9 protein-coding genes are annotated in these 13369 nt (G+C 73.8%); 5 read left to right on the top strand and 4 right to left on the bottom strand.

The window, feature by feature from the left end; translation table 11 throughout:
* Positions 1–44: 44 nt before the first annotated feature.
* Entirely contained in the window at positions 45–1544 is a 1500-nt protein-coding gene (locus ABWK59_RS09725) for a hypothetical protein (RefSeq protein WP_354639638.1), read from the top strand.
* A gap of 64 nt (positions 1545–1608) precedes the next feature.
* On the opposite strand, the gene ABWK59_RS09720 is transcribed toward ABWK59_RS09725, so the two are convergent.
* A complete protein-coding gene (locus ABWK59_RS09720) occupies positions 1609–1986 on the bottom strand; it encodes a VOC family protein (RefSeq protein ID WP_354639636.1) in 378 nt (125 codons plus the stop codon).
* Between the two features lie 121 nt (positions 1987–2107).
* Between ABWK59_RS09720 and ABWK59_RS09715 the strand changes: the two genes are divergently transcribed.
* Complete coding sequence (locus tag ABWK59_RS09715; RefSeq protein ID WP_354639634.1) at positions 2108–4954, top strand: alpha/beta fold hydrolase; 2847 nt, start codon at positions 2108–2110, stop codon at positions 4952–4954.
* A complete protein-coding gene (locus ABWK59_RS09710; protein ID WP_354639633.1) occupies positions 4951–5826 on the top strand; it encodes an ABC transporter permease in 876 nt (291 codons plus the stop codon). Before ABWK59_RS09715 ends, ABWK59_RS09710 begins: the two co-directional genes overlap by 4 nt.
* Before the next feature lie 39 nt (positions 5827–5865).
* Here ABWK59_RS09710 and ABWK59_RS09705 read toward each other — a convergent pair whose 3' ends face one another.
* Entirely contained in the window at positions 5866–7398 is a 1533-nt protein-coding gene (locus ABWK59_RS09705) for a helix-turn-helix domain-containing protein (RefSeq protein ID WP_354639632.1), read from the bottom strand.
* A 69-nt stretch (positions 7399–7467) separates the two neighbouring features.
* Positions 7468–9123, bottom strand: a complete 1656-nt coding sequence (locus ABWK59_RS09700) for an alkaline phosphatase D family protein (protein ID WP_354639630.1) — start codon at positions 9121–9123, stop codon at positions 7468–7470.
* 189 nt (positions 9124–9312) lie between these two features.
* On the opposite strand from ABWK59_RS09700, the gene ABWK59_RS09695 reads away from it, so the two are divergent.
* Together ABWK59_RS09695 and ABWK59_RS09690 are read left to right on the top strand one after the other, a co-directional pair.
* Positions 9313–11805 carry a collagenase gene (locus ABWK59_RS09695; RefSeq protein ID WP_354639629.1) on the top strand — a complete coding sequence of 831 codons (2493 nt, stop codon included), beginning with the start codon at positions 9313–9315 and terminating at the stop codon, positions 11803–11805.
* A 69-nt stretch (positions 11806–11874) separates the two neighbouring features.
* Positions 11875–12504: a dienelactone hydrolase family protein gene (locus tag ABWK59_RS09690; RefSeq protein WP_354639628.1), complete on the top strand. Its 630-nt coding sequence runs from the start codon at positions 11875–11877 to the stop codon at positions 12502–12504.
* A 42-nt stretch (positions 12505–12546) separates the two neighbouring features.
* On the opposite strand, the gene ABWK59_RS09685 is transcribed toward ABWK59_RS09690, so the two are convergent.
* Entirely contained in the window at positions 12547–13287 is a 741-nt protein-coding gene (locus ABWK59_RS09685) for a hypothetical protein (protein ID WP_354639626.1), read from the bottom strand.
* Positions 13288–13369 lie beyond the last annotated feature (82 nt).

The raw sequence follows: 13369 nt of genomic DNA, 5'->3' as shown, positions 1-13369 counted from the left end.
CACCGGATGACGGACTGTCACCACCGGCTGGGATGATCACGGGCATGGATCACCGAGACACCTCCCTCCGCCCGACCGCGAGTGTGGCCGAGATCGCCGGGATCGTGCGGCTCCTGCACGACACCCGGTGGGGCTGGCAGCGCGCGGGCGTCGACGCGCTGCTGGCGGAACACCCGGAGTGGAAGGTCCACCGCGACCTGCCGGACTCGCTGGCCGTCGGCCTGGCTCCGGGCCGCCACCACGGCCCGGAGCTGGTGTTCACCCCGCGCGCCCACCGGGGACCGGACTTCCGGAAGGCCGAGGTCGCGCTCGCGTACCACCGCGGGGCGTCCGCGTCCGAGCTGCGGCAGTGGCGGGGCGAGGTGGTGGACGCGCTGTCCGCCGTCGGCGAGCCGGTCGCGTACCGGACCTCCGAGCACGGCACCGGCCTGCGCTGGCGGCAGGACGACCGGGTGTTGCAGCTGCTCGGCAGCGAGTCGCGGACCTGGATCGCCGTGCACCCGGCGGCCGTCGCCGACCGGCTCGACCAGCGGCTCCTGGACGCGGCCGGCGCCCTCGCCCCGCTGCTCCACGACGGCCTCGCCGGCACCTTCGACCAGGAGGCGCTGGAGCGGCTCGCCGCCGCAAACCCCGGTTGGGAGCTGACCGTCCGGGAGGGCACCGTCAGCCCGCTGCTCACCGCCGGTCCGGGTGGCCCCGAGCTGTCGGTGCTCCGCTTCGGCCCCGGCGGCTTCAACCACGTCGGGCTGTACGCGTACCCCCAGGGCGCCACGCTCGCCGACCGGCGGGCCGCCTTCCACGAGCTGTACGACGCCGTCCGCGTCGTGCTCGGCGAGCCCACCACCCTCGGCGGCGGCCCGAGCGGGTCGGACGTCCGCTGGCGCAGCGAGAGCCGGACGCTGCGGCTGCTCGGCGACCGGCGGGGGGTGGCGCTGGAGGGCGAGCCGACCGGCGAGCTGGAGGAGCAGGAGTTCGGCACCTTCGAGTGGGGCGGCCCCTCCTCCGACGGCTCCTCGGACTTCCCCACCCTGCCGTACACCTGGCAGCTGCACCGCGGCGGGCCCGGGGAGGAGGCGGTGACGCTGCCCGGCGGGCGGCTGGCGCTCTCCGTGCCGCAGCTGCGGGAGGGGCTGGAGGTGCTGCTGACGGCGTGGGCGGAGCAGCTGCCGGTCCAGGTGCCCGGGGAGCGCGCCCAGTTCAAGATCGTGAACCGGCGGGACCGGAACCGCATCCTGGGGGTCTCCCTGGAGCCCTCCGGGGCCATCCAGCTGGTCGTTCCCGACCGGTCCGGCGACCCGGCCGAGGGCGAGCGGGCGATGACCGCGGCCGGCTGGCAGCGGCACGGCAAGCGCTGGCGCGCGGTGTTCACCGACCCGGACGAGCGGGCGGCCGCCGCGGCGGCGGAGCTGGTCATCGCCGAGCTGGTCGCCCGGGGTGTCACCGACCCGGAGCGGGACCTCGGCGCCAAGGACGTCCGGTGCAGCCCGTGGGCCTACGACCGGGGGTTCTTCCAGGTCACCGGGCTGGGTATCGCACGGCACTGACGGGTGCCGCCCCGGGCGCGGGCCATGCCGGCCACGGTGCCCGGGGCGGCGTCGGCAGCGGAGGTCAGCCGGCGGCGCGCTCGGCGGCGCTGCGCTCCACGCAGAACTCGTTGCCCTCGGGGTCGGTCATGGTGACCCAGCCGGTCCCGTCCGGGTTGCGGTGGTCGGCGAGCTGCGCGGCGCCGAGGCCGAGCAGGCGCTCGACCTCCTCGTCACGGGTGCGGTCCTGCGGCTGGAGGTCGAGGTGCAGCCGGTTCTTGACCGACTTGCTCTCCGGGACCTGGATGAACAGCAGGGAGAGGCCATCGGCCCGGACCAGGGCCTGGGGGTCGCCGGGCTTGTCGTCCTCGTGCAGCGAGCCGTCGAGCACGGCGGCCCAGAACCGGGCCAGGGGGTAGGGGTCGGCGCAGTCGGTGGTGATGAAGTGAACACGGGATGCCATGGCGCCATCCTGGCGGGCGGCGGGGAGCCGGTCCACCGAAATCGATCATCCCGTTCGAGGGGGTCGGCCAGGCCGGGGGCTTACGGCTTCCCTACCTCGAACGGACCTAGGATCGGTGACCATGATGCTCGGTGGCGTGTGGCGCAGGAGGCCGAAGGGACGGCGGGCGGTGGGCGCCGGGCTTGCGGCGGCCCTGGTGGTCGCGCTCGGGACGTTCGGGGTGGCCTCGGGCTCCCCGGCGACGGTGCGTCAGGAGGACCGATTCCTCGAACTCCCGGAGACCCCCGGCAGCACGGCCGCGGTCCGGATCGACACCTCGTTCTTCACCCTGGCCGGCGGCGGCCCCCGCCCGGCCGTCCTGCTGGCGCACGGCTTCGGCGGCTCCAAGGAGAGCGAGCGGGAGCGCGCCGTGCAGCTCGCCCGGTCCGGGTACGCGGTGCTGACCTGGTCGGCCCGCGGCTTCGGACGGTCCGGCGGGAAGATCGGCCTGGACGCGCCGGACCGGGAGATCGAGGACGTCAAGCGGCTGGTCGACTGGCTGGCGGCCCGCCCCGAGGTGCGGCTGGACGGCCCGAACGACCCCCGGGTGGGCATCACCGGCGCCTCGTACGGCGGCGGGGCCGCCCTGCTCGGCGCCGCCTACGACCCGCGGATCGACGCGGTCGCCAGCCAGGTCACCTGGTGGAACCTGGCCCAGGCGCTGTTCCCGCAGGGGGTGGCGGACGGCGGCCCGGCGGACGGGGTGTTCAAGAAGCTCTGGGCCGGGATCTTCTTCACCACCGGCTCGGCGGGCGGCCTGGGCGCGTCCGGCGCGGGTGCCGGTGCCGGCGCAGGGTCGACGGGCCGTCAGCAGGCGGGCGGGTCGGCAGCGGGCGGCCCGGCCGTGGGCGGCCCGGCGGAGGCCGGCTCCGCGGCGGTGGGCTGCGGCCGGTTCCTGGACGAGCTGTGCGCCCTGTACAACCGGGTCGCCGTCTCCGGCCGGGCCGACGCCGACGCGGTCGCGGTGCTGGAGCGGTCCAGCCCCTCCTCGGTGGCCGACCGGATCAAGGTGCCCACCCTGGTCGTCCAGGGCCAGCAGGACTCGCTCTTCCCGCTCGACCAGGGCGACGAGATCGCCCGCGCGGTCGCCGCCAACGGTGCGCCGGTCGCGGTCGACTGGTTCGCGGGCGGCCACGACGGCGGCACCGACACCAGCGAGCGGGTGGACGCCCGGGTCACCGCCTGGTTCGACCGCCACCTGCGTGGCGAGGACGCGGACACCGGTCCGGCGTTCCGGCTCACCCGGACCGGCGGGGTCGACTCCACCGGCTTCCAGGCCGTGCTGCGCGGGGCCGACGCCGACGCGTACCCCGGCCTGGATGGCACCTCCACCCGGACCGTCCCGCTCAGCGGCGCGGAGCAGACCGTCGCCAACCCGCCCGGCGGCTCCCCGCCGAACCTCTCCACCCTGCCCGGGATCGGGGCACTGTCCCAACTGGCCTCGGTCGGCGGCGGGCTGGCCCTCGACTTCCCCGGACAGTTCGCGCACTTCGACTCGGCGCCGCTGGACGGGCCGCTGCACCTCACCGGCGCCCCCACCGTCCCGGTCACCGTCCGGGCCGACCGGCCGGACGCCGTGCTCTTCGCCAAGCTCTACGACCTCGGCCCGGACGGCAAGCAGACGCTGCCCCAGCAACTGGTCGCCCCGCTGCGGGTCACCGGCGCCGACGCCGCCGCCGGGCGGACCGTCGAGGTGGTCCTCCCGGCCGTGGACCACACCTTCGAGTCCGGCCACCGGCTGCGGCTGGTCCTCGCCACCAGCGACCTGGCCTACCACTCGCCGGCCGAGCCGGCCACGTACCGGATCTCCGCGCCCGCGCCGCTGACCGTCCCGGTGGTGGACGGGCTGCGCACCGAGGCCGCGCCGCTGCCCGCCCGGACCTGGCTGCTGCCGCTGGCCGCCGTCGCGGTGGCCGTGCTGCTGCTGGCCGGCGGCCGCCTGCTCGGGCTGGTCACCGGCCGCCGCCGCGGCCGGACCCCCGTGCCCGACCCGGCCCTGGCCGGCGTCCCGCTGCGGATCACCGGCCTCAGCAAGCGCTACCGCGGCTCCGCCGACCGGTACGCCGTCCGCGAGCTGGACGTCACCGTGGAGCAGGGCCAGGTGCTCGGCCTGCTCGGCCCCAACGGCGCCGGCAAGACCACCACACTGCGGATGCTGATGGGCCTGATCACCCCGGACGAGGGCGAGATCCGGATCTTCGGCCACGCCGTCCGGCCCGGCGCGCCGGTGCTCTCCCGGGTCGGCGCCTTCGTCGAGGGCGCCGGCTTCCTGCCGCACCTCACCGGCCGGGCCAACCTGCGGCTGTACTGGCAGGCCACCGGCCGGCCCGAGCAGGACGCCCACCTGGCGGAGGCGCTGGAGATCGCCGGCCTCGGGGAGGCCCTCGACCGGGCCGTCCGCACCTACTCCCAGGGCATGCGGCAGCGCCTGGCCATCGCCCAGGCCATGCTCGGCCTGCCCGACCTGCTGATCCTCGACGAGCCCACCAACGGGCTCGACCCGCCGCAGATCCGCGAGATGCGGGAGGTGATGATCCGGTACGCCGCCGCCGGGCGGACCGTCATCGTCTCCAGCCACCTGCTCGCCGAGGTCGAGCAGAGCTGCACCCACCTGGTGGTGATGGACCGCGGCCGGCTGATCACCGCAGGACCGGTGGGCGAGATCACCGGCGCCGGCGAGCAGCTGCTGGTCGGCACCGCACCCGGGTACGGGCCCGAGGAGCTGGCCGCGGCGGCCGGGAAGATCGCCGACCTGCCCGGGGTGGCCTCGGCCGCGGCCGAGGAGGACGGCCTGGTGGTCCGGCTCGACGGGCTGTCCGCCACCGACCTGCTGGCGGAGCTGCTGCGGATCGGCGTGCCCGTCGAACGGGTCGGGCCGCAGCGGCGGCTGGAGGACGCGTTCCTGTCCCTGATCGGAGGTGCGGCATGAGTGGGACCGGCGTACGGGTCGGTGACGGCGGTACCGCGGCGGCCGCGGGCTACCGGCCCGGGCGGACCCTGCCGCTGCGGGTGGAGGCCGTCCGGCAGCTGCGCCGGCGGCGCACCATGGTGGTCGGCGGGGTGCTCGCGGCGATGCCGCTCATCGTGCTGGCCGCCTTCCAGATCGGCGGCACCCCCAACCGGGACAACCGCACCACCTTCATCGACCTCGCCACCGCCTCCGGGCCGAACTTCGCCGCCACCGTGCTGTTCATGGGCACCGGCTTCCTGCTGGTGATCCCGGTCGCGCTGTTCTGCGGGGACACCGTGGCCAGCGAGGCCGGCTGGTCCTCGCTGCGGTACCTGCTGGCCGCGCCGGTGCCCCGGGCCCGGCTGCTGGCCCGGAAACTGACGGTCGGACTGGCCTTCTCCGCCGCCGCCCTGGTCCTGCTGCCGCTGGTCGGCCTGGTCGCCGGCACCCTCGCCTACGGCTGGGGCGACCTCAAGCTGCCCACCGGCGTCAGCCTGCCCGCGGCCGAGGCCCTGCCGCGGCTCGGGATCGCGGTCGCGTTCGTGTTCCTCGGCGAACTGGTCGTGGCGGCCCTGGCGTTCTGGCTCTCCACGGTGACCGACGCGCCGCTGGGCGCGGTCGGCGGCGCGGTCTTCGCCTCGATCATCACCGGGGTGCTGGACGCCGTGACGGCGCTCGGCTCCCTGCGGGAGTGGCTGCCGGCGCACTGGCAGTACGCCTGGGCGGACGCGTTGCAGCCGCGGCTGGAGTGGGGCGGGATGCTGCAGGGCGCCTCGCTGTCCGTCTCGTACGCGCTCGTACTGGTCGCCCTGGCGTTCCGGGGGTTCCGGCGGAAGGACATCGTGTCCTAGGCAGGGCGAGCCACAAACAGGGGTAGCCGGTTGCGGCTGCTAGATGTCGCGGAAGGTCTCGATGCGGGCGCCGAGGGAGTTGAGGCGTTCGGCGAGGTCCTCGTAGCCGCGGTTGATGACGTAGACGTTCCGCAGGACGGAGGTGCCCTCGGCGGCGAGCATGCCGAGGAGGGTGACCACGGCGGGCCGCAGGGCGGGCGGGCACATCATCTCGGTGGCGCGCCAGCGGACGGTCGGGCCCTGGACCAGGACGCGGTGCGGGTCGAGCAGCTTGACGTCCGCGCCGAGCCGGGTGAGCTCGGTGAGGTAGATGGCCCGGTTGTCGTACACCCAGTCGTGGATCAGCGTGGTGCCGTGCGCGGAGGCGGCGATCACCGCGAAGAACGGGATGTGGTCGATGTTGATGCCCGGGAACGGCATCGGGTGGATGCTGTCGGCGGGGGCGGTGAGCTTGGACGGGCGGACCGTCAGGTCGACCAGCCGGGTGCGGCCGTTGTGCGCCGGGTACTCGGGCCCGCGGTCGTAGTCCAGGCCCATGCCCTCCAGGACGGCGAGCTCGATCTCCATGAACTCGACCGGGACGCGGCGGATCTCCAGCTCGGAGGAGGTCACCACGGCGGCGGCGAGCAGGCTCATCGCCTCCACCGGGTCCTCGGCGGGGGAGTAGTCCACGTCGCAGGTGATCTCGGGCAGGCCGTGCACGGTGAGGGTGGTGGTGCCGATGCCCTCGACCTTGACGCCGAGCTGCTCCAGGAAGAAGCAGAGGTCCTGGACCATGTAGTTGGGGCTGGCGTTGCGGATCACCGTGACGCCGTCGTTGCGGGCGGCGGCGAGCAGGGCGTTCTCGGTGACGGTGTCCCCGCGCTCGGTCAGCACGATGGCGCGGGCGGGGGAGATCCCCGGCTCCACCCGGGCGTGGTAGCTGCCCTCGGTGGCGGTGACCTCCAGGCCGAACCGGCGGAGTGCCGTGAGGTGCGGCAGGACGGTCCGGGTGCCGAGGTCGCAGCCGCCGGCGTACGGGATGCGGAAGCGCTCGGCGCGGTGCATCAGCGGGCCGAGCAGCATCAGGACGCTGCGGGTGCGGCGGGCGGCGGCGACGTCCATGGCGTCGAGCCGGAGCTCGGCGGGCGGGGTGAGTTCGAGGTCGCGGCCGTCGTTGGTCCAGCGGGCCTTGACGCCGATGCTGGACAGGACCTCCAGGATCCGGTAGACCTCCTCGATCCGGGCGACCCGGCGCAGGGTGGTCCGGCCGGTGGTCAGCAGGGAGGCGCAGAGCAGCGCGACGCAGGCGTTCTTGCTGGTCCGGACGTCGATCGAGCCGGAGAGGCGGCGGCCGCCCTCGACCCGCAGGTGCATCGGGCCGGCGTAGCCGAGGGAGACGATCTCGCTGTCCAGGGCCTCGCCGATCCTGGCGATCATCTCAAGGCTGAGATTCTGCTGGCCGCGTTCCATCCGGTTGACGGCGCTCTGGCTGGTGCCCAGGGCCTCCGCGAGCTGCCCCTGGGTCAGGCCGCGGTGCTGACGCGAGGTGCGGATGAGGTTGCCGATGCGGGCGAGGTAGTCGTCGGTCACCCGCCAGACACTATCTCATGTTTGAGATAGCACCTGACGGGTCGTATCCGAACACATCCCGGGGGGTGACTACTTCACCGGGCTCCAGACGCGCTCCACGCGCTGGGTGCCGGTGCGGGTCCGGTAGGACCGGGCCCACTTGGTGGCGGAGTCCTCGCGGGTGCGGTCGGACAGCGTGAAGTAGTCCATCTGCACCTGGTCAGCGGTGATGTCGAGGACGCCGTAGCCGTGCGAGTCGAGGTCCACCCACTTGATGTGACGGTTGGCCGCCTGGATGGCGGCGACGGCCGCCAGCGAGACGGTGTGCGGCGCCACCTTGAGGATGTCGTCGATGTTGTCGGAGGTGACGGAGGTCACCACGAACTCGGTCGCCAGGCTCTCCGAGGCCGGGTAGGTGGCGGCCTCCTCCGGGACGTCCGCGGCCCAGGCGGAGTGGATGTCGCCGGTGAGGAAGACGGTGTTCTTGATGCCGTGCTGCTTGAGGTGACCGAGCAGCTCGCGGCGGTCGTGGGTGTAGCCGTCCCACTGGTCGGTGTTGACCGCCAGGCCCTCGGAGGGCAGGCCGAGCAGCTTGGCGAGCGGGCGCAGGAGGTAGTCCGGCAGCGAGAAGAAGGCGACCGGGGAGATCATCACCTCGTTGCCGATCAGCCGCCAGCGGGTGTCGGAGGAGGCGAGGCCGGCCTTCAGCCAGTCGAGCTGGGCGCGGCCGGTGAGGGTGCGGTCGGCCGAGTCCACGCCGCCGTTGCCGGTCTTGACCTGCTCGGAGCGGAACGAGCGCAGGTCGAGCAGGTGCAGGTCGGCCAGCTTGCCGTAGCGCAGTCGGCGGAAGGTGGTGCCGGCGATCGACGGGCGGACCGGCATCCACTCGAAGTAGGCCTGCTTGGCGGCGGCCATCCGGGCCGCCCAGTCGCCCTCGGTGCCGGGGGTGTGGTTCTCGGCGCCGCCGGACCAGGCGTCGTTGGCGAACTCGTGGTCGTCCCAGATGGCGATGGTCGGCACCTGGGCGTGCAGCGTCTGCAGGTCCGGGTCGGTCTTGTAACGGCCGTGCCGGGTGCGGTAGTCGGCGAGGGTGGTGATCTCGTGGGCGGGTGCGTGCGGGCGGACCACGCTGCCGCGGGCGCAGAACTCCCCGGACTTGTACTCGTAGATGTAGTCGCCGAGGAAGAGGAAGGCGTCCAGGTCGCCGCGGGTCGCCAGGTGCCGGTACGCGGAGAAGTAGCCGGCCTCCCAGTTGGCGCAGGAGGCGACGCCGAGCCGCAGCCGGTCGAGGGGGGCGTCGGCGGCGGGGGTGGTGCGGGTGCGGCCGACCGGGGAGCTGACGCCGCCCGCGGTGAAGCGGTACCAGTACGCGGTGTCCGGGGTGAGGCCGCGGACGTCCGCCTTGACGGTGTGGTCGGTGGCCGCGGTGGCGGTCACGGTGCCGGTCGCCACCAGGGTGGCGAAGGATCTGTCGGCGGCCAGCTGCCAGGTCACCTCGGTGTCCGCGCCGAGGCGGGAGCCCGGCTGGGCCTCGGGGGAGGGGGTCACCCGGGTCCAGAGCAGGATGCCGTCGGGCAGCGGGTCGCCCGAGGCGACGCCGTGCAGGAACTCCGGCGCGGCGGCGGCGGTGGCCGTCCCGGAGAGGGAGATCGGGAGGGCGGCCGCACCGGCGGTGAGGGCGGCGGCCTTGAGGACCCGGCGGCGACGCGGCCGGGCGGGGGACTGGGTGTCGGGAGACTCGGTCACATTCGATCAGGTTACTCACAGGTAATGGCATGTCCATACATCTTTCTGACAGTTCGTCGAATCTTCATTCGCCTGTCCACACCTGTCGCCCGGGGTCTTCCACTGACATGTCAAGTGTGCCATGGTACATGTCACATCGTCAGAAGCCGCCCCCCAAGCGGCTCGATCCCCGGCCCGGAGGCCCCCACCGTGCGAACCTCCCGGATATCGACCAAACCCCTGGCCAGAACCCTGGCCGCGTCACTGGCCCTGCTGGTGTCGGCCGGCCTGTTCACCCCGCAGGCCCAGGCCGCCCCCGCCCGCCCCGGCCAGAAACCCTCCACCACCGCGGCACCCCGGCCCGCCACCGGCGGCGACCTGGCGGCCCGTCACGACTCCGGCGGGACGGCGCTGCGCGACCGCGCCCCGCACCAGCCGGCCGACGAGCAGCCGCCGGCGGCACCCCGCGCCGCCCTGACGGCCGCCGCCTGCAACGTCTCCGACTTCACCGGACGGACCGGCGGTGCCCTGGTCCAGCTGATCAAGTCCTCGGGCACCGACTGCGTCAACACGCTGTTCAACCTCACCGGCACCGACGCCCGCGGCGCCTTCCGCGAGGCGCAGATGGTCACCGTGGCCGACGCGCTGCGCGACAACGCCGCCGCCTACCCCGGCGACAACAGCACCTCCACCCTCCAGCTGGTGCTGTACCTGCGCGCCGGCTACTTCGTGCAGTGGTACCACCAGAGCGACGTCGGCCCGTACGGTGCCGCGCTGCAGAGCTCGATCCGCGGCGCCCTGGACGGCTTCCACGGCTCGGCGCACTCCCGGGACGTCAACGACGCCAACGGCCAGACCCTCGCCGAGGCCGTCACCCTGATCGACAGCGCCGGCGAGAACGCCCGCTACCTGCCGGTGGTCAAGCGCCTGCTCACCGACTACACCCCCGCCTACAACCAGTCCTGGTGGATGCGCGCGGCCGTCAACAACACGTACACGGTGCTGTGGCGTGGGCACCAGAGCCCCGACTTCGTCGCCGCCGTCCAGGCCGACCCCAGCGTGACCGACACCCTGACCGCGTTCGCCACCGCCAACAACGCCCAACTCGGCACCGACAGCGGCTTCCTGGTCGCCAACGCGGGCCGCGAGCTCGGCCGGTTCCTGCAGTACGCCGCGCTGCAGCCGAAGGTCCGCCCGCTGGTGAAGAACCTGCTCGGCCAGAGCACCATCACCGGCCGCACCGCCGCGCTCTGGGTCGGCCTCGCCGAGATGGCCGACCAGTACGACAAGGCCAACTGCGCCTACTACGACACCTGCGACCTCGCCAACCGGCTCCGGGCCGCCGTCCTCACCATCGACTACACCTGTAGCCCGAGCATCCGCGTCAGGGCCCAGCAGATGAGCGCCGCCGAACTCGACGCCACCTGCACCAGCCTGAAGAACCAGGACGCCTACTTCCACGGCGTGGTCCGCGACGGCGGCCCGGTGGCGAACGACCGGAACACCTCCATCGAGGTGGTGGTCTTCGACTCCAGCACGGACTACAAGACCTACGCCGGCATGATCTACGGCATCGACACCAACAACGGCGGCATGTACCTGGAGGGCGACCCGGCCGCCGCCGGCAACCAGCCCCGGTTCATCGCCCACGAGGCCGAGTGGCTGCGCCCCGCCTTCCAGGTCTGGAACCTCAACCACGAGTACACCCACTACCTCGACGGCCGGTTCGACATGTACGGCGACTTCGCCGCCGGTACGAGCACCCCGACCGTCTGGTGGGTCGAGGGCTTCGCCGAGTACGTCTCCTACAGCTACCGCGGCGTCACCTACGACGCGGCCGTCACCCAGGCCGGCAAGCACACCTACCGGCTCAGCACCCTCTTCGACACCACCTACGCCAACAGTGACTCCACCCGGGTCTACAACTGGGGCTACCTGGCGGTCCGGTACATGATCCAGTCGCACCGCGCCGACGTGGACGCCCTGCTCGCCAAGTACCGCGCCGGTGACTGGGCGGGCGCCCGCACCCTGCTGACCTCCACCATCGGCACCCGCTACGACGCCGACTTCGACACCTGGCTCACCGCCTGCGCCGGCGGCGGCTGCGGCACCACCGTGCCGCCGGTCAACCAGGCGCCCACCGCCGCCTTCGACGCCGCCGTGGCCGGACTGAGCGTGGCCTTCACCGACCGCTCCACCGACGCCGACGGCACCGTCGCCGCCCGCTCCTGGGACTTCGGCGACGGCACCACCTCCACCGCGGCCAACCCGGTCAAGACCTACGGCGCCTACGGCACCTACACCGTCAAGCTGACCGTCACCGACGACAAGGGCGCCACCGCGACCACCAGCAAGGCCGTCACCGCCGCCATCGCCGAGTGCACCGGCGCCGACACCCGGCAGCTCGACCGCAACTGCCGCCGCTCCAACCTCTCGGCCACCGCCGGGAACTACAGCCACCACTTCCTCTACCTGCCGGCCGGCGTCTCCCAGCTGAAGATCACCACCAGCGGCGGGACCGGCGACGCCGACCTCTACTACAGCGCCACCGGCTGGGCCACCACGACCTCGTACACCTCGCGGTCCTGGGGCGCCACCACCACCGAGTCGCTGACCGTCAAGAACCCCCCGGCCGGCTGGGTGTACATCAGCCTGCACGCCTTCCGGGACTTCAGCGGAGTCACCCTCACCACGCAGTACTGACCCGCCGACGGCGCCACCGCGCCCGGTCCGCCGAGCGGCGGGCCGGGCGCGGTGGCGCCGTGCGCGATGATGGGGACGACCCCCGTCCGCCGACCCGAGGAACCACCCGTGGCACAGATCGTCCTCTTCCACTCCGCCTACGGCCTGCGCCCCGCCGTGCACGCCGCCGCCGACCGGCTGCAGGCCGCCGGGCACCGGGTGCACACCCCCGACCTGTACGACGGCCGCATTTTCGACACCGTCGAGGAGGGCATGGCCTACCGCGACGAGGTCACCAACGACGAGCTGCTCCGCCGGGCCGTGACCGCCGTCGCCCCGCTGCTCGCGCCCACCGAGGACAGCGCCAGCCTGGTCTACGCGGGCCTCTCGCTCGGCGGCGCGATCGCCCAGAACCTCGCCCTGGCCGACGAGAGCGCCCGAGGTCTGCTGCTCCTGCACGGCACCTCGGACATCCGCGAGGACGCCACCACCGGTATCCCGGTCCAGCTGCACGTCGCCGAGCCCGACCCGTTCGAGCCCGAGGACTGGCTGAACACCTGGTACCTGGGCATGGTCAAGGCCGGTGCCGACGTGGAGGTCCACCGCTACCGCGGCGCCGGCCACCTCTACACCGACCCCGAGCTGCCGGACTACGACGAGGAGGCCGCCGAGCGCACCTGGGCCGTCGCCCTCGACTTCCTCGCCGAACTCGACGGCTGATCCGGCCCGGCGGCCGCAGCCCGGCGGCCGGGTGAGCGGGCGTCAGGCGGCGGGCGGCGCCGTGGGCGGAGCGGGCGGCACCGGCGGGACGGCCGGCCGGTCCACCACGGTGGGCGGGGCGGCGGGAGCGGCCTGGGCCTGCGGCGCCTGGGCCTGCGGCGCCTGGGCCTGCGGCGCCGCGGCCTGGGGTGCGGGGGCCGGCTGGGCCGGGCCGGGGAACGGTCCCGGGACGGGCGGCGCGTACGGCCCGGCGGGCGCGGGCGGGGCGAAGGGCCCGCCGTACGGGGCCGCGCCGAACGGCGGCGCGTACGGCACGGCGGGTGCCGCCGGCCGCCCGGTGGCGGCGACCACCACGCCGCAGGCCAGCGCGATCAGCACCGCGGCGACCAGGGTCAGGTTCAGCAGCACGCTGTCCAGGCCGTCCACGACGTGCTCGCGCGCCTCGTCCGAGACCAGCTGGTTGACCAGCAGCATCAGCGAGGAGAACGCGTTCACCCCGAGCACCGCCACCGCCGTCGGGCGGGCCCAGCGGCGGCCGGAGAACGCCCCGACGGCCACCACCGCCAGCGCCACGACCAGGGCGGTGTCGTTGCTGAAGAAGCCCACCGGCCCCCGCACGTAGTGGTCGTAGGAGATGCCCAGGGCGGTGGAGACGTACTCCGGGCCGGCCTGGCTGAAGTCGTACACCAGCACCGCCAGCTCGATCACGAGCTGCAGCAGGCCGAGGAAGCCGACGGCGATCAGGCTGCCGTCCTTGGGGCGCGGCGCGTGGCCGAAGGACATGGGGACCCCCTCCGAGTCGTCGGCGCCGAGCGTACTGGTCGACGGACGGAGGGGGAATCCCGCCGGAGGAACCCCTGGTGAG

It is taken from the genome of Kitasatospora sp. HUAS MG31 (genome assembly GCF_040571325.1).
Lineage (GTDB): Bacteria > Actinomycetota > Actinomycetes > Streptomycetales > Streptomycetaceae > Kitasatospora > Kitasatospora camelliae.
Note: the sequence above shows the minus strand (reverse complement) of the source record. Positions and strands in the feature narration are given on the sequence as shown.